Source organism: Oerskovia sp. PE-21s, from assembly GCF_056158145.1.
This window is the reverse complement of sequence record NZ_JBUXJM010000001.1, coordinates 596,192-617,494: the sequence shown is the minus strand read 5'-3', so window position 1 is coordinate 617,494 and position 21,303 is coordinate 596,192. Positions and strand designations below refer to the sequence as shown.

Sequence of the window (21,303 nt, the reverse complement as noted above, 5' to 3'; positions counted from 1 at the left end):
GCCTCATCCTCGGGGCCTCTCGGAGTGTGCTACAAGCACGGATCCATCCTCCCAGGAGGCACTGACAAGACCTGCCGGGCGCCGTCGTCCACCGCTCGTCCGCACGTCGATCCGCAGGCTCTTGCGGCCCCGGTGACTTCTCCACAGGCTGTGGAGGATCGTCGTCCACACGCTGTGGGGAGTCGACCCGCCCTCGTCGACAGGTCACGAGACCCGACGAAGGACAGCGTCGAGGGCGGACGAGGACGTCGCGAAGCGGACAAGCCGGGCAGAAATTTCTCAGGCGTGTCGTGTCGACTCGGCGTGTCGCGCGGTTCCGGTCGGGCTGCGACAAAGATCACCGGTTCCCCGTCGTGCGCCGTCCGGGCGCACGGCGCACGACGTCCGGGCCGCCCCCTCGGGAGGCCCGGACGTCGCAGTCGGGACGTCCCGCCGGGGTCAGACCTCGTCGACCGCGGGCAGCACCGAGGACGACGCGAGCCGGCGGTACCAGTGGGCCGAGTCCTTCCAGGTCCGCTCGAGCGTGTCGTAGTCGACACGGATGATCCCGAACCGACGGTCGTAGCCGTAGCCCCACTCGAAGTTGTCGAGCAGCGACCACGCGAAGTACCCGCGCACGTCGGCGCCGGCGTCGATCGCGGCCCCGACGGCGTCGACGTGGTCGTGGAGGTAGGCGACGCGCCGGTCGTCGTGCACCCGGGCGTGCCCCTGTGCGTCGACCGTCACCTCGTCGTCGAAGGCCGCGCCGTTCTCGGTGACCATGAGCGGCTGGTCGGGGTAGGTCCGGTGCACCGAGACCAGCAGCTCGGCTATGCCCGAGGGCTCGATGTTCCAGCCCATCGCGGTGTAGGGGCCGGGCTGCTGGACGAACTCGACGTCGTCGACCCCGATCCACGGGCTGTGGCTCGACGCGCCGTGACCGTCGCTCTCCGAGCGCTCGCCGTCCCCGGAGAAGTGCCGGACGCGCACGGTCGAGTAGTAGTTGACGCCGAGGATCGACAGCGGCTGGCGCACGAGCTCCAGGTCGCCGTCCTGGACGAACGACCAGTCGCTCACGTGCGCGGTGTCCGCGAGCAGGTCCGCGGGGTAGGCGCCGTCGAGCAGCGGGCCGAGGAACGCCCGGTTGGCGAGCGCGTCGATCTTCCGCACGGCGTCGAGGTCGGCGTCCGAGGTGGGGTCGTCGGGCCGGATGACGTGCAGGTTGAGGGTCACCGAGGTCTTGGCGTCCTCTCCCAGCTCGTCGCGGATCGCACGGCACGCGAGCCCGTGGGCGAGGTTGAGGTGGTGCACGGCCGCGAGCGCCGCGACGGGCTCGGTGCGGCCGGGGGCGTGCACGCCCGAGCCGTAGCCGAGGTACGCCGAGCACCAGGGCTCGTTGAGCGTGGTCCACACGTCGACACGGTCGCCGAGCTCGCGGGCCATGCGGCGCGCGTACTCCGCGAACGCGTGGGCGGTCTCGCGGTTCGCCCAGCCGCCGCGGTCCTCGAGCTCCTGCGGGAGGTCCCAGTGGTAGAGGGTCACGACGGGCTTGACGCCCGCCTCGAGGAGCGCGTCGACCAGGCGCGAGTAGAAGGCGATGCCCTCGGGGTTGAACTCGCCCGAGCCACCGGGCTGGACGCGGGACCAGGAGATCGAGAACCGGTAGGCGCCGAGCCCGAGGTCCTTGATGTGCTGCACGTCCTCGGCCCACCGGTGGTAGTGGTCGTCGGCGACGTCCCCGGTGTCGCCGTTCAGGGTGCGGCCGGGGGTGTGGGAGTAGGTGTCCCAGATGGAGGGTCCGCGGCCGTCCTCGGCGGCGGCGCCCTCGATCTGGTAGGCGGCGGTGGCCGATCCCCAGAGGAAGTCGGTCGGGAAGGTGCGCGGTGCGGGGGGCTGCGCTGCGGACGGTGCGGGGTCGGCGTCCTGCCGGGTGGCGACGGTGCTCACGGTGTTCCTTCGGTCGGTCGTCGGTGGATGGTCTGACTCAGGCGTGGAAGCGCTCTCACGTATCGATTCGATCAGCGTACCCACGCGGCCGGGCGACGTCGAGGGCGAGAGGTGAGCGGCGTCGTCGGGCAGGAGGACTCCCCCGCCCGACGACGCCGCTCACCCCCCCCCCCCCGTGCGTTCCCCCGCCGCGTGGCGTGGGGCGAGCGTCAGACGGACAGCTCGACGCTGCCCACGCCCTGCCCCCGGACCACCCGCTCGCCGAGCTGCACGGCCCACGGCGCGCGGGCGTCGTGGGAGGTGACCGTGATCCGCGACCCCTCGCGCACGGTGCGGAAGGTCGTGGCCGTGCCCGTCTCGGACGGGACCGTGGTCGTCGAGTCGTGACCGTCGGGCAGCTCGAACAGGCGCAGGGTCACGCCGTCGGCCCACTCGTAGTCGGGCCGGTCGGTGCGCGCGCCGACCGGAAGCACCGTGCCCGGGCGGACCAGGAGCGGCAGCGAGTCGAAGCCGTGCCGCTCCGACACCCACCGTGGTCCCGAGACCGTGGTCCCGTCGAGCAGGTTCGTCCAGCGACCCTCCGGGACGTAGTACTCGACGTCGCCCTCGGCCGTGAAGACCGGCGCCACGAGCAGCGAGCCGCCCAGCATGTACTGGGTGTCGACCCCGAAGCCCCCGCGGTCACCCGGGAACTCGAGCACCATGGGCCGCATCATCGAGATCCCGTCCCGGTGCGCCTCCTCCGCGACCCCCGCCAGGTACGGCATGAGCGAGAGCTTGAGCCGCGTGAACCGCCGGGTGACGTCGACCGCCTCCTCGTCGAACGCCCACGGCACGCGCACCGAGTCCGAGCCGTGCAGCCGGCTGTGCGAGGACAGGAGCCCGAACGCGAGCCACCGCTTGAAGACCCCCGGGTCCGGGACCCCTTCGAAGCCCCCGATGTCGTGGCTCCAGTACCCGAAGCCGGACATCGCGAGCGACAGCCCGCCGCGCAGCGACTCGGCCATCGACGCGTACGTCGAGTCGCAGTCACCGCCCCAGTGCACCGGGAGCTGCTGACCGCCCGCGGTCGCCGACCGCGCGAACAGGACCGCGTCCCCCTCGCCGCGCTCGCGCTCGAGGAGCCGGAAGACCGCCTCGTTGTAGAGCTGCGCGTAGTAGTTGTGCATCTTGGCCGGGTCCGACCCGTCCGACCACACCACGTCGTCGACCGGGATGCGCTCCCCGAAGTCGGTCTTGAAGCAGTCGACCCCCTGGTCCAGCAGGCCCTTGAGCTTGCCCAGGTACCACTCGGTCGCCTCGGGGTTCGTGAAGTCGACCAGACCCATGCCCGCCTGCCACTTGTCCCACTGCCACACGCCGCCGTCGGTCGTGCGCAGCAGGAACCCGGCCTCGCGCGCCTCCTCGAAAAGCGGCGAGCGCTGCGCGACGTACGGGTTGATCCACACGCAGATCTTGAGGCCCTTGTCCTTGAGCCGGCTCAGCATGCCCTCGGGGTCGGGGAACGTGCGGGGGTCCCACTCGAAGTCGACCCACTGGTACTCGCGCATCCAGAAGCAGTCGAAGTGGAAGACGGACAGCGGCAGGTCCCGCTCGGCCATCCCGTCGATGAACCCGCTCACGGTCTGCTCGTCGTAGCTCGTCGTGAACGACGTCGTGAGCCACAGCCCGAACGACCAGCCCGGGACGCGCGCGGGGCGCCCCGTCAGCGCGGTGTACCGCGTCAGGACCTCCTTGGGCGTGGGCCCCGCGACCAGGTAGTACTGGAGCGCCTGCCCCTCGACCGAGAACTGGGCACGCGTGTTGATCTCGGAGGCCACCTCGAACGACACGAGCTCCGGGTGGTCGACGAACACGCCGTACCCGCGGCTGCTCACGTAGAACGGCACGTTCTTGTACGCCTGCTCGCTCGACGTCCCGCTGTCGGCGTTCCAGACGTCGACCGCCTGCCCGTTCTTGACGAACGGCCCGAACCGCTCCCCCAGCCCGTACAGCTGCTCGCCCGGCGCGAGGCTCAGCTGCTCGTGCACGAAGTGCGAACCCCCGTGCGCGGCATCGGCCTGGACCGCGCCCACGGCCTTGTGCAGGCTCGACGTCACGACCTGCCCGTCCTGCTCGACGTCGACGCGCCAGCCGCCGTCGCGGTGCACCCGCACCGCGAGCGGCCCCGAGCGCAGCACGCCCGCGGCGGCGTCGACCGAGATCTCGGGCCGGAAGCCCTCCTCGCGGCGGAGCTCGAAGTGCGGACCGCGCCGCACCCCGCCGCTCAGGTGCTCGATCCGCACGCCGATCACCCCCGGCGCAGGCGACGAGTAGGTGACCGTCAGGAGCGGCCGGTTGAGCGTGTCGCCGCGCCGCCGGATCACGGCCGTCGGGGCGTACACCGTCATGGTGCCCGCCGCGGGGTCGGCGCGGACGTCGTCGACCTGGGCCGGGTGGAGCGGCGAGAAGCCGTCACGGACCTGCCAGTAGCCGTCGGTGAACTTCATGGGTGCTCGGTTCCTTCGGGGTAGGTGCGGTCACTTCACGGCGCCGGCCGTGACGCCTCGCGTCAGGGTGCGCTGGAAGATCAGGAAGAAGATGACTGCGGGGACGAGCGAGACCAGCGCGCCCGCGTTGGTCGTCGTGGCGTCCATCATCCGGTCGCCCTGGAGCGAGGCCAGCGCGATCGGGATCGTCTGCGTCGCGTTGGTCGTCAGCATGACCAGCGGGATGAAGAACTCGTTCCAGGTCCAGATGAAGAAGAAGATCATCAGGACCGAGAGCGTCGGGCGCACGACCGGGAAGACGATCTTCCACAGGATCTGCCAGCGAGTGGCGCCGTCGAGCGCCGCGGCCTCGAGCAGCGCGGGCGGGAACGTGCCGAGCACCGACGACAGGAGGTACGTGCCGAACGCCGACTGGATGACCGTGAAGATGATGATCACGGACCACTGGGAGTTCGACAGGCCGACCTGCTGCGCCATGGTGAACAGCGGGTAGACCAGGGCCTCCTGCGGCAGCATGTTAGCGAGCAGGAACAGCATGATGATCCACAGGCGACCCTTGACCCTCCCGACGCCGATCGCGTAGGCGTTGAGCAGCGAGAGCAGCGTGCCCCCGATCGCCACGGCGGCCGAGATCCAGATCGAGTTGAGCAGCTTCTGCGGGAAGTCGACCCGCTCCCAGAACGCCACCACGCCGTCGAAGTACAGGTGCGTCGGCCAGCTCAGCGGCCCGTCCTGCGAGTACTCCGCGGGCGACTTGAACGCGTTGAGGAGCATGATGACGAACGGGGCGAGCATCAGGAGCGCGAACAGGGCGGCCGCGGCGAGCACGAACCATCGCCCGAGCCCCCGCCGGTGCCGCTGGTCGGGCCGGGTGGCCCGCAGGACCTGGTCCCCGGTGGACTTCTCGACGGACGGGGACAACGTGTCGGTGGCCATCAGCGGCCTCCTTCTTCACGGCGCTCGGCGCGGGACTGCAGGGCGAGGATGACGAGGGCGACCACGACGATCACCAGGGTCAGGACGGTTGCCACGGCAGCGCCGTAGCCGACCTTCGACTTGTCGAAGAAGTTGAGGTACGAGTAGTAGCTGGGCACGAGCGTCGAGCTCTCGGGGCCGCCACGGGTCAGCACGTAGATCGGGCCGAAGACCTTGAGCGCCGCGACCGTGCAGGTCAGGACCACCACGAACGTCTCGGGGCGGATCTGCGGCATCGTGATCGCGCCGAACCGGCGCCACCAACCCGCGCCGTCGAGCTCGGCCGCCTCGTACAGCTCGGGGTCGACCCGCTGGAGCGCCGACATGAAGATCACGACCGGGTAGCCGATCTGGACCCAGACCAGGACGGCCATGACCGTGGGCAGCGCCGTGGTCGTGGACCCGAGCCAGTTGGGCGGGTTCTCGAACCCGATCGAGCGCAGGACCACGTTGAGCGCGCCGGTCTGGGAGTTGAGGATCCAGTTCCACAGCACGCCCGCGACCGCGACCGGCAGGATCTGCGGCAGGTAGTAGGTGGCGCGCAGGAAGGCCGCGACGCCGCCGCCGAACCGGCGGCCGAGGTAGTCGAACAGGACGGCCGCCAGCACGAGCCCGATGATCGTCGGGACCACGACCATCGCGAGGATCATCGCGACCGAGTTCCGGAACGAGGTCCAGAACTGCTCGTCGGCCATCAGGGCGGCGTAGTTGTCGAGCCCCACGAACTTCTTCGGGGCCATGCCGCCCTTCCACTTGAAGAGGCTGTAGTACACGTTCGTGGCGAACGGGATCAGGATGACCACCGTGAAGGCGACCGCTCCCGGGATCAGATAGGGCAGGTAGCCCACCCAGCGGGGTCTGCTGCGCCGCGAGCGCGCGGCCCGTGCTCGCTCGACCGTCGGGGTCGGCGTCTTGACAGTGCTCATGGTCTTTCCTCGTCGTCGGAGTCCTCGGCCCCGGTGGGCGGACGGTCGCCCGCCCACCGGGTTCCCTGCGCTGCGGCTCAGCCCTCGAGCAGGTCCGTCTTGCCCTCCTCGTACGGGCCGGACAGGCCGTCGAGGACCTCGGCAGGAGTCTTGGACTTGTTGACGAGCGACTGGAGCTGGCTCACGAGCACGTCGTAGTAGCCCGCGACGGGCCAGTCGGGGTAGAACGCGAGGCCGTCGGCGGCCAGGATGTCGTTGAAGTTCTGGGTGAGGGCCTTGGTGCGCTCGTCCGTGATGGCCGAGACGTCACCCGCGACGGGGAGCCCGCCGGCCTCGCCCAGGATGTTCTGCACCTCGGGACGCAGCGTGATGTCGATGAACTCCTCGGCGAGGGACTTCGAGTCGGCGTTGGTCGGGACGACCCACAGGTTGCCCGACGAGCCCACCTGCAGCGTGTTGCCCGGGAAGTTGAACTGGCCCCAGTCGGCGTCCATCTCGTCGACGATGCGCCCGAACCACCACGAGCCGGAGACCATCATCGGGTAGGTGCCGTTGATGAACGAGACGCCCATGTCCTCGGCCGTGAGAGCGGCGGAGTCGGAGGCGATGTAGCCCTTGTCGATCCAGTCGGCGAGGGTCTCGGTGGCCTCGGTCATCTCCGGGCCCTGGAAGTCGACGTCACCGTCGAACAGCTGGTAGGCGTCGACGAAGTCCTGGTCGGCGTTCGCGAGGACGAGCTCGTACCAGAGCTGGCCGAGCGGGTACTCGGCGCCGGCCTCGGCGAGCGGCGTGACACCGGCGGCCTGGAAGGTCGCCATCGCGGTCTCGAGCTCGGCGAGCGTGGTCGGGACCTGGACGCCGTACTGCGCGAACATGTCCTTGTTGTAGTAGACGCCCACGAACTCGCCGTAGTTCGGCACGCCGTACCACTCGCCCGAGCCCATGAGGCCGTTCTCGTCGTAGGTCGCGGTGGTCTGGAGCGACCCGCTGAGCTTGGTGTCCCAGCCACGCTCCTCGGCCGCGTCGGTCAGGGGCGTCAGCAGGCCCTGCGACGCGAGCTGGCCTGCGGTCGCGTTCCCCTTGTTGTACTCCATGACGTCGGGAACGTCGTCGCCGGTCAGCACGATCTTCGCGTTCTTCTGGATCTGCTCGAACGTCTGCTTCTGGACGTCGACCGTGACGTCGGGGTTCTCGTCTTCGAAGATCTCGATCGCCTTGGCCCAGGCCTGGCCCATGGCCGACGTCTCCGACTCGTAGTGCCAGATCGTGAGGGTCTTGTCGTCGGAGTCCCCTCCGCCGCTCCCTCCTCCCGCGCAGCCCGCCAGGGCGAGTGGGAGCGCTACCAGGGCAGCGACAAGAGGCTTCCGTGTACGCAACATGACTCTCTCCTCATCATTGAGCGTCGGCGCCAGCGCCGATCGTCTGGTCCTGCACCGGCCAGGCCGGCGGACGTGCACCGGCAGACCGCCGGTCGTGACCCCGGCACCTCGGGATCGAAGCCGGGGTCGGGGGTCGAGCACCCGGGGTCAGTTCCCCCGGACAGGGGCGGGGCCGACGCTCGCGCCGGCCTCGAGGTCGCACGTGACGAGGACGGGCGCGTGCGACCTGCCCGCGTCGTCGATCCGTGCGACCAGGGACTGCACACCGAGCCGCCCGAGCGCTGCGCCCGGTGCGTGCATGGTGGTCAAGGGGGGCGTGCTCATCGCGCCGACGCCGGGCGAGCTGACGATGCCGAGCACCGAGACGTCGGCGGGGACCGCGAGCCCGCGCGCCTGCAGGCCCGACATGACCCCGAACGTCGCGATCTCGTTCATCGTGACGAGCGCGGTGAGCGACGGGTCCTGCTCGAGCAGCTCGCCGACCGCGGCGCGTCCGGCCTCGGCCGTCTCGTCGCACAGGAGGCTGCGCCCCGCGAGCCCGCGGCGCGCCATGGCCGCGGCGAACCCCTCGTCCGCACGCAGGGTCGGGCCGTAGCCCGCCGCGGCACTCTCGGCCGAGTGGTTGATGAACGCGATCCGACGGTGGCCCAGCGCGAACAGGTGGTCGACGGCCGCCTCGGTCGTCGCGGCGAAGTCGATGTCGACGTACGGACGCCCCTCGAGCTCCCGGGTGCGACCGATCATCGTGTAGGGCACGCCTGCCTCGTGGAGCACCTCGACGCGGGGGTCGTCGAGCCGGACCTCCATGAGCAGGACGCCGTCGGCCATGCCCTGCTGGGTCAGGTCGCGGATCTCGGTGGCCTCGTGCGCCGCGAACGGCCAGAGCACCAGGTGGTACCCCGCCTCGCGGGCTGCGGCCGCCGCGCTCGTGACGAACTCCGAGACGGTCCCGCCGATGCCGGTCTCGGTCGCGGGGAAGATCAGGGCGAGGACGTGGCTCCGACGTGAGGCGAGCCCCCGAGCCATGGCGTTGCGGTGGTACCCGAGGTCCGTCATGGCCGCCTCGATCCGGGCACGCGTCTCGTCGGAGATCTTGCGCGTCCCGTTGAGCGCGTACGACACCGTGCTGAGCGACACGTTCGCCCGTGCGGCCACGTCCTGCATGGTCACCATCTCGCCACCTCCTCGTGGTCGGCCCCAGCCTCGGGGACCGAATCGTCGAAGCGCTTCGTCGAAGCGCTTCGAATGAATACGAGTATTGACTGAACTATTGCGATCCGTCAACCCCTCTCGCCCGGACGACGACGGCCCGGCGCCGAGCTCTCGCTCGGGGCCGGGCCGCTGTTCGGGCGTCGTCGCAGGTCAGGCGACGTGCGCCATGGTCTCTCGGGGTCAGTCGGTGACCAGCGCTCCGCCACGCCACACGGCGACCGGGTGCAGGCCCGCGTCCGCCACGAGGACGTCGGCACGTCGTCCCGCCTCCAGCGCGCCGATGTCCGCTCGCCCGAGCACACCGGCCGGCGTCAGCGACGCCGCCTTGATCGCGTCGACCAGCGGGATGCCGAAGCCGACCGTGGCGCGCACCACGTCGAGCAGGTGGAACGTCCCTCCGGCGATCGACCCCTCGGGCGTCCCGTCGTCGAGGCGCGCGACGCCGTCGGCGACCGTGACCGCCATGGGACCGAGCTGATACGTGCCGTCGGCCATGCCCGCGGCCGCCATCGCGTCCGTGACGAGCACGATCGCGTCCGGCCCGACGAGCTCGAACACGCTGCGGACCGTCCCGGCCGCGAGGTGGGTGCCGTCCGCGACGAGCTCGACCACGAGGTCGCCCCGGGCCGCGGCCGCGAGGCACGAGGCGATGGGTCCGGGGGCGCGGTGGTGCAGCGGGCGCATGCCGTTGAAGAGATGCGTCGCGGTCACGCGGGGCGCAGGACCCACCGGCTCCCCCGCCGCGACGAGGGCGGCCCGACGCGCGGCGAGCGCCGTGACCCCCTCGGCGATCGCGGCGTCGGTCTGCTCCGACGACGCGTCGGTGTGCCCGACCGAGGGAACCGCTCCGACCTCGACCAGGGCCTCCACGACGCCGCCGGGCCCCGTGTTGCCCGGCACCTCGGGAGCGAAGGTCATGGTGCGGACGTGCCCGCGCCCGGCCTCGGCGATCGCCCGGACCAGCTCGGGGTCTCCCGCGAGCATGTCGTGGGGGTTCTGCGCGCCGCAGCGCACCTCGGACAGGAACGGTCCCTCCAGGTGGATGCCGGCGATCTCACCGGCGTCCCCGAGCTCGGCCAGCGTCGCGACCCGGCGCAGCAGGGTCTCGCGTTCGGCGGTCACGAGCGACGCGACGAGGCTCGTGGTCCCGTGACGGCGGTGCTCACGGACCGCGACGAGCGCCTCCTGCGCGTCCTGCGCGTCGGGGAAGCTCGCGCCGCCACCGCCGTGGTTGTGCAGCTCGACGAGGCCCGGCAGGACGACCTGCCCCTCGGCGGGCTCGGCCGCCGCCTCGACCTCGGCCGAGTACCCGGCCGCAGCGGCGTCCCTGCGCTCACCGACCCACGCGATCACCGGACCGTCGAGGACCACCACACCGTCCTCGAGGACCTCCTGCGGGGTCACGACCCGGCCCCTCAGGGCGGTCCGTCCGGCGGGCGGCACCTCCCCCGACGAGGACGCAGGCGTGGAGGCGGACGACAGCGGGGCGGGGTTCGACGTCATGGCCACATTCTTGCGCACTTCGTTCGGACGACGCACGAATGGTCGTGAGGGCAGCGGCGACGGGTCGAGTGCTGAGACGGGCTCGTCAGAGGTCTCGCGCCAGCCGACGCGCAGCCCGTGCGAGATGCGCGATGTACAGGCGTTGGAAGATCGGGACGAGCGGGCGCAACGCCCGGACCCACCGGGCCGCCGGATTGCTGAAGACGTCGACGACGAACCAGACGTCTCCCGCCGCGTCACGTTCGAGCACGAACGACTCCTCCCCCACGAACACGTGCCCCGGCAGGGTCCCGTACCCGAAGCCGATCCGCTGCTCCTCCCGCTCGACCCACACGATCTCGCACGGTTCGCTCAGCCGGACGGGCCCCAGGCCCAGCCGCGTCGTCACGAGCCCGCCGACCTCGGCGACGGGCGCCGAGGTCACGATCTGCACGCGCGCCCGAGCGTGCACCTGCCAGGTCAGGAGCAGCTCGCCGAGGCGACCGAGCTCGGCGACCGAGTAGGGCCTCTCCGAGATCCGGTGTCGCAGGCACAGGTGGGCATACCCCGCCGGCAGCTCGGCGGAGCGGGTGGCTCCCACCTCGGGGTAGGTCGTGCGGGACTGCGTCATGCCTGTCTCCGTCCTGGGCTCCTGCTAGGTCTGTGTGTCGTGCGGTCGTCTTCTTGCATCGCCGGAGCGCGACGCCCCGGATCCGCCCCCGCCCGGGCGAGCCGCAGTCCGAGCATGGTGCACAGCGAGAACCCGAGCGCGTTCGCGACACCGTGCGTCGCGGCCATCTGCCCGATGCTCGGGTGCGGCACGCCCGTGAGCTCACCGACCGCCCACCAGACCGCGAGCAGCATCGAGGCTCCGACGGCGAGCGACCCTGCGGTGAGAAGCATCCTTGCGCCTCGCCCGGCCGGGACGCCCACCACGGCCCACGCGGTGCTCCAGAGCGCAGCGGTGAGGACGAGCGCGCCGAGCAGCTCGACCGTGTTGCCGACGAAATACCCGACGAGGACCGCCGCGGTACCCGTCGGCACCCCGACCGCCCCGAGGCGCGCGGCGGCCGGCCTGCCACGTGGTCCGTCGACGGGGTCGTCGAGCGCGACCGTCAGGCCCGCGACGAGCGCCGCCGCGAAACCCGCGAAGAGCATGTGCGGCACGGTCAGCGTCAGGTAGGTCCCCGAGAACCCGAGGAGCCCCCATCCCCCGCGGTCGGCCAGCATCGCGGCGGCACCGACCCCCGGCATGACGAGAGCGACGCCGACGGCGAGCCGCACCTCGGGCCGTCGAGGCGCCGTCGGGCCGAGGAGGACGCGCACCGCAGCGACGAGCAGGACCGCCGATCCTCCGAGGAACGGGACGGTCGACGCCTGCGCGAGCGGACCCCCCGGGAGCCAGGCTCCCGCGGCCGTGACCGCACCCGCGGCGGGCCACCACGCGCTGCCCGCCCCCGGCACCGTGCGCGACCCGAGCAGGGACAGCCCCAGCGGCAGGATCACCACGAGCCCGAGGGCCACCACGAGGTCCACGAGGACCGCGGTCGCGGGGCTCACGTCAGGCCTTCAGCGAGGCGGTCAGGCGCAGGACGTCGTCGACGACGGTGCGCGCCACCGGGAGGCGAGAGAGCCGGACGAGCGTCCCGACGATCGGGCTCGCCCCCGCGACGAGGCGTCGCGTCCGCGCCGTGCCCGACGACGAGTCCTGGACCCAGAAGAGGGTCACCCCGAGGTGCGCGAGCCACAGCAGCTCGGGGAGCCGGGCACGCAGCGCGGCAGGCACCGCGGGCGAGGCGCCGGCGACGACGTCCTCGAAGATCGCGAGCGAGAGCTCCCGGGACTCGCGCGAGGCCTCGCTGAACGGGTTGGCCGCGGCACCCGGCCGGATCGCGACCGAGACGAACTCGGCGCCGAACGAGTGGTACGGCGTGAAGACGTCGATCGCCGCGTCGAGCACTCGGCGCAGCCGCTCGGCGAGCGTCCCGCCCTGCGCGAGGACCTCGTCCGCTGCGCGGCGGTGCGCCCGCTGCACCTCGACGTACAGCTCCTGGACCAGGTGGTCCTTGGACGGGAAGTAGTAGTAGGCGTTGCCCGTGCTCACGCCTGCCGCAGCGGCGATGGCCCGCATGGTCGTGGCCTCGTAGCCCTGCTCGCGCAGCAACGAGAGAGCAGCCTCCAGGACCTTCGCGCGGGTCTGCGCGGACTTGGCGGTGGCGGACTGCGGGCGCTCTGGCGCCGCCGGTACCGTCACGCTCCCTGCTCCGCGCCGGAGGCGTCTTTTTTGAACATGTTCAAAAACCTAGCACGGGAAATGCCCGTCCGACCACCAGGGCCGGACGGGCACCCCTCACGACGAGGCACCGCTGCGTGACCGGCGGGCAGGGCCCGAAGGTCACGTGCCGGGGTGCGAGCCAGAGCGCAGAGGCGCGAGCTAGAACAGGCGCGAGTCGACGTCGTCGACGCCGCGCATCGCGTCGTAGTCCAGGACCAGGCACCCGATGCCCCGGTCGGTCGCCAGGACCCGTGCCTGCGGCTTGATCTCCTGCGCCGCGAACACGCCCCGCACCGGGGACAGGAGCGGGTCACGGTTCAGCAGGTCCAGGTAGCGCGTGAGCTGCTCGACACCGTCGATGTCGCCCCGACGCTTGATCTCTACCGCGACCGTCGCCCCGTCCTTGTCCCGGGCCAGGATGTCCACCGGGCCGATCGCCGTCGGGTACTCGCGGCGGATCAACGTGTGCCCCGTCCCCAGCAGCTGGATCTGGGCGGCGAGCATCTCCTGCAGGTGCGCCTCGACCCCGTCCTTGATCAGGCCCGGGTCGACGCCGAGGTCGTGCGCCGAGTCGTGCAGGACCTCGTACAGCTCGATCTCGAGGCGGTCGTCGCTCTTCGCGTGCTGGACCGCCCACACCTGGGTCACGCCACGCTCGCGGGCCGACTCGTCGGGCTCCGAGACCGCCATCGAGCAGGGCGGGCTCATCCAGTTGAGCGGCTTGTACGAACCGCCGTCCGAGTGGAGCAGCACGCTGCCGTCAGCCTTGACGAGCAGCACGCGGGTCGCGAGCGGGAGGTGGGCCGAGAGCCGGCCGGTGTAGTGAGCCGAGCACTGGGCAACCACGAGACGCACGAAGAACTCCTCAGACGGGGACGAAGACGGCGGCGGGGACGCCGACGGCGAGCGCTCGGCGAGCGCTCAGACCACCACGCCGCGACGACCGGGCGGAGCCGCCTCGAGCCAGGACGCCAGACCGGCGTACGCGCCGCTCGACATCGTCAGCTCGAACCGGACGTCCTCGTACGAGCACTCCACGAGGAAGAGGTCACGGTCCTCGTCGAGGGGGCGTCGGGACAGGATCACCAGATCCTGCCGCCGCCACGTGCGCGCCGGGCGCAGCGAGAGCGACCAGCAGCGCCACCAGTCGATGCGACCCACACCGTAGTGCGCGATCCCCAGCGACCAGGACGCCTGAGCGTCCCCGGCGGGGCGGGCGCTGCACTCGAAGGACCCCACCCGGTGGGCGATGGCCCGAAGACGCAACGCTCCCAGCCCGACCACGAGCGCGACTGCGAGAAGCAGTCCGATCGCGATCCAGGCGGGGAGCGGCACGTGTGCTACCTGAGCCCGTCAGTGGCCGGAGACGCCGGCGCCGTCGAGCACCTCTGCGTCGTCCACCACGAGCATGACCTGGTTGGAGTCCACCGAGAGGAACCCACCGGTGACCTTCACGGCGACCTTCTCGCCGTTCGAGCCGGTGATCCGGACGGTGCCCTCGCCGAGGACGGACAGGAGGGGCGAGTGGTTCACGAGGATACCGATCTCACCGTCGGCGGCCGGCGCGCTCACGGCGCGCGCGTCCCCGGACCAGATCTTGCGGTCCGCCGCCACGAGGTCGACGTTCAGCTGTGCCACTTCAACTCCTTCATGTCGGTGCACGGGTCTGACGAAGCGCGCCGCGTGCCCGACCCGAAGGCCCGGCGCGCGGCGCGCTCACGTCGTGTCAGACGCCGTACTCCTTCTGGATACGGGCCCAGTTGCGCTCGAGGTCCTCGAGGCCACCGATGTTGAAGAACGCCTGCTCGGCGACGTGGTCGAACTCGCCGTCCGCGATCTTCTTGAAGGCCTCGATGGTCTCCGTGAGCGGAACCGTCGAACCGACGACACCCGTGAACTTCTCGGCCATGTACGTGTTCTGCGAGAGGAACTGCTGGATGCGACGCGCACGCGCCACGACCGTCTTGTCCTCCTCCGAGAGCTCGTCGACGCCGAGGATCGCGATGATGTCCTGCAGCTCCTTGTTGCGCTGGAGGATGGACTTCACGCGCGTCGCGACGTCGTAGTGCTCCTGGCCCACGTAGCGCGGGTCGAGGATGCGCGAGGACGACGTCAGCGGGTCGATCGCCGGGTACAGACCCTTCGAGGCGATCTCACGCGAGAGCTCCGTGGTCGCGTCCAGGTGGGCGAACGTCGTCGCCGGCGCCGGGTCGGTGTAGTCGTCCGCAGGGACGTAGATCGCCTGGAGCGACGTGATCGAGTGACCACGCGTCGAGGTGATGCGCTCCTGCAGCAGACCCATCTCGTCGGCCAGGTTCGGCTGGTAGCCCACCGCGGAGGGCATGCGCCCGAGCAGCGTGGAGACCTCGGAACCGGCCTGCGTGAAGCGGAAGATGTTGTCGATGAAGAGGAGCACGTCCTGCTTCTGCACGTCACGGAAGTACTCCGCCATGGTGAGCGCGGAGAGCGCGACGCGAAGACGCGTGCCCGGCGGCTCGTCCATCTGGCCGAAGACGAGGGCCGTCTTGTCGAAGACGCCCGCCTCCTCCATCTCGACGATCAGGTCGTTGCCCTCACGGGTGCGCTCGCCGACACCGGCGAACACCGAGACACCACCGTGGTTCTGGGCGACGCGCTGGATCATCTCCTGGATGAGGACCGTCTTGCCGACGCCCGCACCACCGAAGAGGCCGATCTTCCCACCGAGCACGTACGGCGTCAGGAGGTCGATCGACTTGATGCCGGTCTCGAACATGGTGGTCTTCGACTCGAGCTGGTCGAACGCCGGGGGCTTGCGGTGGATGGGCCAGCGCTCGGTGATCTCGAGCTTCTCGCCCTCCTGGAGGTTGAGGACGTCACCGGTCACGTTGAACACGTGGCCCTTGGTCACGTCACCCACAGGGACGCTGATCGGCGAGCCGGTGTCGGTGACGACGGCGCCGCGGACCAGGCCGTCGGTCGGCTTGAGGGCGATCGCACGGATGAGCGAGTCGCCCAGGTGCTGCGCGACCTCGAGGGTCAGGCGGAAGGACTTCTCGCCCTCGCCCTGTCCGGACAGGTCGATGTCGACGGTCAGCGCGTTGTAGATCTCGGGGATCGCGTCCGACGGGAACTCGATGTCGACGACGGGGCCGATCACGCGGGCGACACGGCCCACGCCGGGTCCGCTCTGGTGCTCGACCTGGGCTTCCACGGTGGTGGCGGTCATTACTGGCCTCGCTTCGCAGGGCCGGAGACAGCTCCGGCAGGTTCGGTGCAGGTGATGGAGATCGTCAGGTTCGTCATGCGGTGCCTCACGATGCCGCGAGGGCGTCGGCACCGGAGACGATCTCGCTGATCTCCTGGGTGATGTCGGCCTGTCGTGCCTGGTTCGCAAGTCGCGTGTACATGCGGATCAGGTCCTCGGCGTTGTCCGTCGCGGTGTGCATCGCGCGCTGGCGGGCAGCCAGCTCCGACGCAGCCGCCTGCAGGAGGCAGCTGTAGATGCGGCTGCGCACGTAGCGCGGCAGCAGTGCGTCGAGGACGGCCTCGGGCGACGGCTCGAAGTCGTACAGCGGCAGGACGTCGTTCTGCCCGACCGGCGCGACCCCTTCGACGACCTCGAGGGGGAGCATCCGGACGACGCGGGGACGCTGCGTGACCATGTTCACGAACTGCGTGTACACGATGTGCAGCTCACCGACGCCGCCCTCGTCCGCGGGGGCGAGGAAGGCGTTCAGCAGCGTGTCGGCGATCTCGCCGGCGACGTCCGCCGACGGCGAGTCCGAGCCACCGGTCCACGAACCGGCGAGCTCACGGTGACGGAAGGTGTAGTAGGTCACCGCGCGACGCCCTGCGGCGTAGAGCGCGACCTCCTTGCCCTCGTGCGTGAGGCGCTCGACCAGGCGCTCCGTCTCGCGGATGATCGACGCCGAGTAGGCGCCGGCCATGCCACGGTCCGAGGCGACGACGAGCACCGCGACACGGTTGGTGTCGGTACGCTCCGACGTCAGCGGGTGCCGTGTCGTGGAGTGCGTCGCGACGGCCGACACCGCGGTGGTGATCGCCTGGGCGTAGGGGCCCGCCTCGGACGACCGGGCGCGAGCCCGGCCGATCCGAGAGGCAGCGATGAGCTCCTGCGCGCGGAACATCTTCTTGAGGGACTGCGTCGACTTGATCCGCTGCTTGTAGACGCGCTGGGATCCGGCCATGTCAGGCCTTCTTCTGCCGGACGATCTGCTCCTGCTCGACCACGACAGCCTCTTCCTCGTCCGACTCGCCACCGACGAGGGGGGTGCCGTCGCCCGTGAGGAAGCCGTTGCGGAAGTCGTCGACGCCCTGAGCCAGCGCAGCCTCGGTCTCGTCCGAGAGCTTGCCGGTCGAGGCGATCGTGCTGAGCACCTCGGTGTTGCGGCGCAGGTGGTCGAGCAGCTCGCTCTCGAAGCGGCGCACGTCCTCGAGGGGCACGTCGTCGAGCTTGCCCTTGGTGCCGGCCCAGATCGAGGCGACCTGGTCCTCGACCGGGTACGGCGAGTACTGGCCCTGCTTGAGCAGCTCCATGAGGCGAGCGCCACGGGTCAGCTGGCCGCGCGAGGCCGCGTCGAGGTCCGACGCGAACATCGCGAAGGCCTCGAGCGAACGGTACTGCGCGAGCTCGAGCTTGAGCGTGCCCGAGACCTGCTTCATCGCCTTGACCTGTGCGGCGCCGCCGACACGGGACACGGAGATACCGACGTCCACCGCGGGGCGCTGGTCGGCGTTGAAGAGGTCCGACTGGAGGAAGATCTGACCGTCGGTGATCGAGATGACGTTGGTCGGGATGTACGCCGACACGTCGTTCGCCTTGGTCTCGATGACCGGCAGACCGGTCATCGAGCCCGCGCCCAGCTCGTCCGAGAGCTTCGCACAACGCTCGAGCAGACGGGAGTGCAGGTAGAAGACGTCACCGGGGTACGCCTCGCGGCCCGGCGGGCGGCGGAGCAGCAGCGACACGGCACGGTAGGCCTCGGCCTGCTTCGACAGGTCGTCGAAGACGATGAGGACGTGCTTGCCGCCGTACATCCAGTGCTGGCCGATGGCCGAACCGGTGTAGGGGGCGAGGTACTTGAAGCCCGCCGGGTCGGACGCGGGAGCCGCGACGATCGTCGTGTACTCCAGGGCGCCGGCCTCTTCCAGCGCGCCGCGGACGGCGGCGATGGTCGAGCCCTTCTGGCCGATCGCGACGTAGATGCAGCGGACCTGCTTGGTCGGGTCGCCGGTCTCCCAGTTCGCCTTCTGGTTGATGATCGTGTCGGTCGCGATCGCCGTCTTGCCGGTCTGGCGGTCACCGATGATCAGCTGGCGCTGACCACGGCCCACGGGGATCATCGAGTCGATCGCCTTGAGGCCGGTCTGCAGCGGCTCGTGGACCGACTTGCGGTCCATGACGCCGGGGGCCTGCAGCTCGAGGGCGCGACGGCCCTCGGTCTCGATCTCGCCGAGGCCGTCGATCGGCTGACCCAGCGGGTCGACGACGCGGCCCAGGTAGCCGTCACCGACGGGGACCGAGAGGACCTCGCCCGTACGGCGGACCTCCTGGCCCTCCTCGATACCGGTGAACTCACCCAGGACGACGACACCGATCTGGCGAACGTCCAAGTTCAGGGCAAGGCCGAGGGTGCCGTCCTCGAAGCGCAGCAGCTCGTTGGCCATTGCGCCCGGAAGGCCTTCCACCTGGGCGATGCCGTCAGCGGCGAGGGTGACGCGACCGACTTCCTCGGTCACCGCGCCCCCGGGCTCGTAGGACTTCACGAAGCTGTCCAGCGCGGCCCGAATCTCGTCGGGCCGGATCGTCAGCTCAGCCATTGCTCTTCTCCTGTCGTGGCCACCCCGCGGTGTGCGGGAGCGGTCGAACGTTCTTGTCAGTTCGCCGGCTCGGGAGCCGGCGGGGTGTCGACGACACCGGGGACCGCGAGGACCTCAGTGTTCGGGCGAACAGGTCAGCTGACCAGTCGTCTGCGTGCGTCGACCAGGCGCGAGAGGACCGTCGAGTCGACGACGTCCGCTCCGACCTGGACGCGCAAGCCGCCGAGGACCTCGGGGTCCACGGTGACGTTGAGCTGGACTGCCCGGCCGTACGCGCGCTCGAGGAGCGCGGACAGACGGTCCTGCTGTGCCTGGCTGAGCACCGTCCCCGACGTCACCGAGGCGACGAGGCGGCGGCGACGCCGTGCGGCGACGTCCCCGAGCCACACGAGGGTGGCGACGAAACGACGACCACGAGGTGCCACGGTCGCCCGCTCCGCGAGGAACTGGGTGACCGGGTCGACCTTGCCCGCGAGCAGCGCGTCGACGAACGCCTTGCGACGAGCGGGGTCGGTCGAGGTCTCCGTCAGCACGCGGCGAGCCTCACGCTCTCCGACGAGAGACCGCGTGATGCGGAACAGCTCGTCCTCGACGCGCACGAGCGCGCCGCGGGCCTCGGCCGAGGCCAGGACCGCGTCGACGCCGAGGTGCTCGACGGCGTCGGCGATGTCGCCGTCGTGCGCCCAGCGGTCCCGGGCGAGCCCGGAGACCAGGTCGACGACACGACCGTCGAAGCCCTCGCGCAGCAGGTCGGCCGCGAGGGCCGCCTTGTCCTCGCCGGACCGCGACGGGTCCGCGAGAGCACGGCGCAGGGGCACGGAACCGTCGAGCGCCGCTGCCACCGTGAGGAGCTGCTCGCCCAGGGTGAAGGCTCCTTCACCGGCCGCACGCAGCACCGGCTCGAAGCGCTCCTGTGCCTGCTCGAGAGAGGCTCCGCTCGTCCCGCGCATCAGCCCTCCTTGCCGTTGGCCGCCGCGCTGGCAGCCCCGGCTCCCGCTGCCTCGAGCTCGTCGAGGAAACGGTCCACGACACGCGACTGGCGTGCGGAGTCCTCGAGGGACTCGCCGACGATCTTCGAGGCGAGCTGGGTCGCGAGCGTCCCGACGTCGTTGCGCAGCGAGACCGACGCCTGCTGACGCTCGGCCTCGATCTGGCGGTGTGCCGTCTCGACGATACGAGCGGCCTCCTCGCCGGCCTTGACCTTCTGGTCGGCGACGATGGCCGTTCCCTCGGCGCGCGCGTCCTCACGGATCTTCGCGGCCTCGGTGCGTGCCTCCTGCAGCTGCTGGTGGTACTCCGCGAGTGCCGCAGCGGCCTCGGCCTGAGCGGACTCCGCCTTGGCCAGGCCACCCTCGATCTTGGCCGTGCGCTCGTCGAGCACCGCCTGGAACTTGGGGAGGACCATCTTGTAGAAGACGACCGCGATGATGATCAGGACGATCGCCGACCAGAAGAGGTCGTAGAACGGCGGGAGGAACAGCTTGATGGGGTCGACCTCGCCAGACTCTGCGGCGAGGACCGCCTGGGGGCCGATGGTCGACATCAGAAGATGAAGCCAGCGACGAAGCCGAGCAGCGCGAGGATCTCGACGAAGGCAAGACCGATGAACATGGTGCCGCGGAGCTGGCCGGCGACCTCGGGCTGGCGGGCCATGCCCTCGACCGTCTTGCCGATCAGGATGCCGAGGCCGATGCCCGGGCCGATCGCGGCGATGCCGTAGCCGATGGTGTTGATGCTGCCTTCGACAGCGGCGAGGGTGGTGACGTCCACGGTGTTTCCTTCCGTTGGGCGCCCGGTCGTGCGAACGGGCGTCAGGTGCGATGCGTCAGGTGGAGCTCAGGGTCGGTTCCGGGACCGAGGGCCCGGGACCAGGTACGTGGTGCGGGTCAGTGCTCTTCCTCGATCGACATGTTGATGTAGACCGTGGCGAGGAGCGCGAAGATGTACGCCTGCAGGCCCGCGACGAACACCTCGAAGAGGGTGATCGCGATGCCGCCTGCAAGAGTCAGCGCGCTGATCGCCTTGAGGGCCGGCGCTGCCTCGAGGAGCAGGAAGTTCGTGGCGGCGAAGCACAGGACCAGCATGATGTGGCCCGCGACCATGTTCGCCGTGAGTCGGATGACCAGCGAGGCCGGGCGGATGATCAGGAGCTGGAGCAGCTCGATCGGCGCCAGGATGAAGTAGATCGGGAACGGCACTCCCGGGGGGAACAGGTTCGCCCGGATGTAGCCCCAGAGGCCGTGCTGCCGGATGCCCGCGGCCCAGTAGGCCACGAAGACCCACAGCGCCAGGAGGATCGCCACACCGGCGACCGAGGTGCCCGCGAGGTTGAGCCCCGGCACCACGCCGGTCAGGTTGAAGGCGAGGATCGTCACGAAGATCGTCGTGATCATGGGCACGTAGCGGCGAGCCCGCTCGGTCCCCATGATCTCCTCGACGATGTTCACCCGAGCGAAGTCGAGGACCATCTCGACGCCGTTCTGGAACCGGCCGGGGACGAGCTTGGCTCGCCGCGCCGCGATCACGAAGATCGTCAGGATCACGATCGTGGCGATCACTCGGATGAGCTGCAGCCGGTTGAACTCGAACGGGGTGCCGGCGAAGAAGATGGCGTCGGGGAAGAACTCACCGATCGTCGGCGCGTGAAAGCCGCCTTCGCCTTCTGCTGCGGCAACGAAGGGAGAGGGGGTCGCGAGCGTGAACAGGGTGGACTCCCGGTGGTCGTCGGTCGCCGAGGCCGTGCGCTCGATGGGCACGCCGTCGGACCAGGCCTTCATGGATTCGCCGATAGCCTAACGCATGTTCAGACCTTCACA

Annotated in this window: 20 protein-coding genes; all 20 read right to left on the bottom strand. The window is 70.4% G+C overall.

The genetic code is table 11. From position 1 onward, the window contains the following. Positions 1-438: 438 nt before the first annotated feature. A complete protein-coding gene (locus ACZDYF_RS02640; protein ID WP_475052940.1) occupies positions 439-1,926 on the bottom strand; it encodes a GH1 family beta-glucosidase in 1,488 nt (495 codons plus the stop codon). Positions 1,927-2,135: 209 nt separating this feature from the next. Beyond that, positions 2,136-4,415, bottom strand: a complete 2,280-nt coding sequence (gene yicI / locus ACZDYF_RS02635; protein WP_475052937.1) for an alpha-xylosidase — start codon at positions 4,413-4,415, stop codon at positions 2,136-2,138. A 30-nt stretch (positions 4,416-4,445) separates the two neighbouring features. Beyond that, positions 4,446-5,351 (bottom strand): carbohydrate ABC transporter permease, encoded by a 906-nt coding sequence (locus ACZDYF_RS02630; RefSeq protein WP_475052934.1) that lies wholly within the window; start codon positions 5,349-5,351, stop codon positions 4,446-4,448. Continuing rightward, on the bottom strand, positions 5,351-6,316 hold the full coding sequence (locus tag ACZDYF_RS02625) for a carbohydrate ABC transporter permease (RefSeq protein WP_191790783.1): 966 nt from the start codon (positions 6,314-6,316) through the stop codon (positions 5,351-5,353). Before ACZDYF_RS02625 ends, ACZDYF_RS02630 begins: the two co-directional genes overlap by 1 nt. Positions 6,317-6,393: 77 nt before the next feature. Continuing rightward, a complete protein-coding gene (locus tag ACZDYF_RS02620) occupies positions 6,394-7,695 on the bottom strand; it encodes an ABC transporter substrate-binding protein (protein WP_475052931.1) in 1,302 nt (433 codons plus the stop codon). Positions 7,696-7,842: 147 nt separating this feature from the next. Further along, entirely contained in the window at positions 7,843-8,868 is a 1,026-nt protein-coding gene (locus ACZDYF_RS02615) for a LacI family DNA-binding transcriptional regulator (RefSeq protein ID WP_475052926.1), read from the bottom strand. 219 nt (positions 8,869-9,087) lie between these two features. Beyond that, positions 9,088-10,410: an N-acetylglucosamine-6-phosphate deacetylase gene (locus ACZDYF_RS02610; RefSeq protein WP_475052920.1), complete on the bottom strand. Its 1,323-nt coding sequence runs from the start codon at positions 10,408-10,410 to the stop codon at positions 9,088-9,090. An 85-nt stretch (positions 10,411-10,495) separates the two neighbouring features. Continuing rightward, the gene (locus ACZDYF_RS02605) at positions 10,496-11,020 is read right to left on the bottom strand and encodes a DUF1990 family protein (RefSeq protein ID WP_475052916.1); all 525 of its coding nucleotides are present in this window, start codon (positions 11,018-11,020) and stop codon (positions 10,496-10,498) included. Then, positions 11,017-11,949 (bottom strand): YndJ family protein, encoded by a 933-nt coding sequence (locus tag ACZDYF_RS02600; RefSeq protein ID WP_475052914.1) that lies wholly within the window; start codon positions 11,947-11,949, stop codon positions 11,017-11,019. Before ACZDYF_RS02600 ends, ACZDYF_RS02605 begins: the two co-directional genes overlap by 4 nt. Before the next feature lies 1 nt (position 11,950). Next, positions 11,951-12,643: a TetR/AcrR family transcriptional regulator gene (locus tag ACZDYF_RS02595; protein ID WP_318243744.1), complete on the bottom strand. Its 693-nt coding sequence runs from the start codon at positions 12,641-12,643 to the stop codon at positions 11,951-11,953. 180 nt (positions 12,644-12,823) lie between these two features. Then, positions 12,824-13,519, bottom strand: a complete 696-nt coding sequence (gene nucS, locus ACZDYF_RS02590; protein WP_191790789.1) for an endonuclease NucS — start codon at positions 13,517-13,519, stop codon at positions 12,824-12,826. Positions 13,520-13,585: 66 nt separating this feature from the next. Next, complete coding sequence (locus tag ACZDYF_RS02585) at positions 13,586-13,999, bottom strand: DUF2550 domain-containing protein (RefSeq protein ID WP_191790790.1); 414 nt, start codon at positions 13,997-13,999, stop codon at positions 13,586-13,588. A gap of 18 nt (positions 14,000-14,017) precedes the next feature. Continuing rightward, the gene (locus ACZDYF_RS02580; RefSeq protein WP_030149953.1) at positions 14,018-14,302 is read right to left on the bottom strand and encodes a F0F1 ATP synthase subunit epsilon; all 285 of its coding nucleotides are present in this window, start codon (positions 14,300-14,302) and stop codon (positions 14,018-14,020) included. An 88-nt stretch (positions 14,303-14,390) separates the two neighbouring features. Beyond that, entirely contained in the window at positions 14,391-15,872 is a 1,482-nt protein-coding gene (atpD, locus tag ACZDYF_RS02575) for a F0F1 ATP synthase subunit beta (RefSeq protein ID WP_138823534.1), read from the bottom strand. Positions 15,873-15,957: 85 nt separating this feature from the next. Then, on the bottom strand, positions 15,958-16,854 hold the full coding sequence (locus ACZDYF_RS02570) for a F0F1 ATP synthase subunit gamma (RefSeq protein WP_191790791.1): 897 nt from the start codon (positions 16,852-16,854) through the stop codon (positions 15,958-15,960). A 1-nt stretch (position 16,855) separates the two neighbouring features. Next, on the bottom strand, positions 16,856-18,487 hold the full coding sequence (gene atpA, locus ACZDYF_RS02565) for a F0F1 ATP synthase subunit alpha (RefSeq protein WP_191790792.1): 1,632 nt from the start codon (positions 18,485-18,487) through the stop codon (positions 16,856-16,858). 134 nt (positions 18,488-18,621) lie between these two features. Then, positions 18,622-19,437 carry a F0F1 ATP synthase subunit delta gene (locus ACZDYF_RS02560; RefSeq protein WP_475052905.1) on the bottom strand — a complete coding sequence of 272 codons (816 nt, stop codon included), beginning with the start codon at positions 19,435-19,437 and terminating at the stop codon, positions 18,622-18,624. Then, positions 19,437-20,030, bottom strand: a complete 594-nt coding sequence (locus ACZDYF_RS02555) for a F0F1 ATP synthase subunit B (protein ID WP_191790794.1) — start codon at positions 20,028-20,030, stop codon at positions 19,437-19,439. Before ACZDYF_RS02555 ends, ACZDYF_RS02560 begins: the two co-directional genes overlap by 1 nt. Next, positions 20,030-20,257, bottom strand: coding sequence for an ATP synthase F0 subunit C (atpE, locus tag ACZDYF_RS02550; protein WP_030149959.1), 228 nt, complete (start codon positions 20,255-20,257; stop codon positions 20,030-20,032). Before atpE ends, ACZDYF_RS02555 begins: the two co-directional genes overlap by 1 nt. A 116-nt stretch (positions 20,258-20,373) precedes the next feature. Beyond that, positions 20,374-21,264, bottom strand: coding sequence for a F0F1 ATP synthase subunit A (gene atpB / locus ACZDYF_RS02545; RefSeq protein WP_191790795.1), 891 nt, complete (start codon positions 21,262-21,264; stop codon positions 20,374-20,376). Positions 21,265-21,303: the final 39 nt, after the last annotated feature.

Coding starts and splice junctions, on each gene's coding strand:
- ACZDYF_RS02620 (WP_475052931.1), bottom strand. CDS start 7,695: ATGTTGCGTACACGGAAGCCTCTTGTCGCTGCCCTGGTAGCGCTCCCA.
- ACZDYF_RS02610 (WP_475052920.1), bottom strand. CDS start 10,410: ATGACGTCGAACCCCGCCCCGCTGTCGTCCGCCTCCACGCCTGCGTCC.
- yicI (WP_475052937.1), bottom strand. CDS start 4,415: ATGAAGTTCACCGACGGCTACTGGCAGGTCCGTGACGGCTTCTCGCCG.
- ACZDYF_RS02625 (WP_191790783.1), bottom strand. CDS start 6,316: ATGAGCACTGTCAAGACGCCGACCCCGACGGTCGAGCGAGCACGGGCC.
- atpA (WP_191790792.1), bottom strand. CDS start 18,487: ATGGCTGAGCTGACGATCCGGCCCGACGAGATTCGGGCCGCGCTGGAC.
- atpB (WP_191790795.1), bottom strand. CDS start 21,264: ATGAAGGCCTGGTCCGACGGCGTGCCCATCGAGCGCACGGCCTCGGCG.
- ACZDYF_RS02555 (WP_191790794.1), bottom strand. CDS start 20,030: ATGTCGACCATCGGCCCCCAGGCGGTCCTCGCCGCAGAGTCTGGCGAG.
- ACZDYF_RS02560 (WP_475052905.1), bottom strand. CDS start 19,437: ATGCGCGGGACGAGCGGAGCCTCTCTCGAGCAGGCACAGGAGCGCTTC.
- ACZDYF_RS02605 (WP_475052916.1), bottom strand. CDS start 11,020: ATGACGCAGTCCCGCACGACCTACCCCGAGGTGGGAGCCACCCGCTCC.
- ACZDYF_RS02615 (WP_475052926.1), bottom strand. CDS start 8,868: ATGGTGACCATGCAGGACGTGGCCGCACGGGCGAACGTGTCGCTCAGC.
- atpD (WP_138823534.1), bottom strand. CDS start 15,872: ATGACCGCCACCACCGTGGAAGCCCAGGTCGAGCACCAGAGCGGACCC.
- ACZDYF_RS02570 (WP_191790791.1), bottom strand. CDS start 16,854: ATGGCCGGATCCCAGCGCGTCTACAAGCAGCGGATCAAGTCGACGCAG.
- ACZDYF_RS02630 (WP_475052934.1), bottom strand. CDS start 5,351: ATGGCCACCGACACGTTGTCCCCGTCCGTCGAGAAGTCCACCGGGGAC.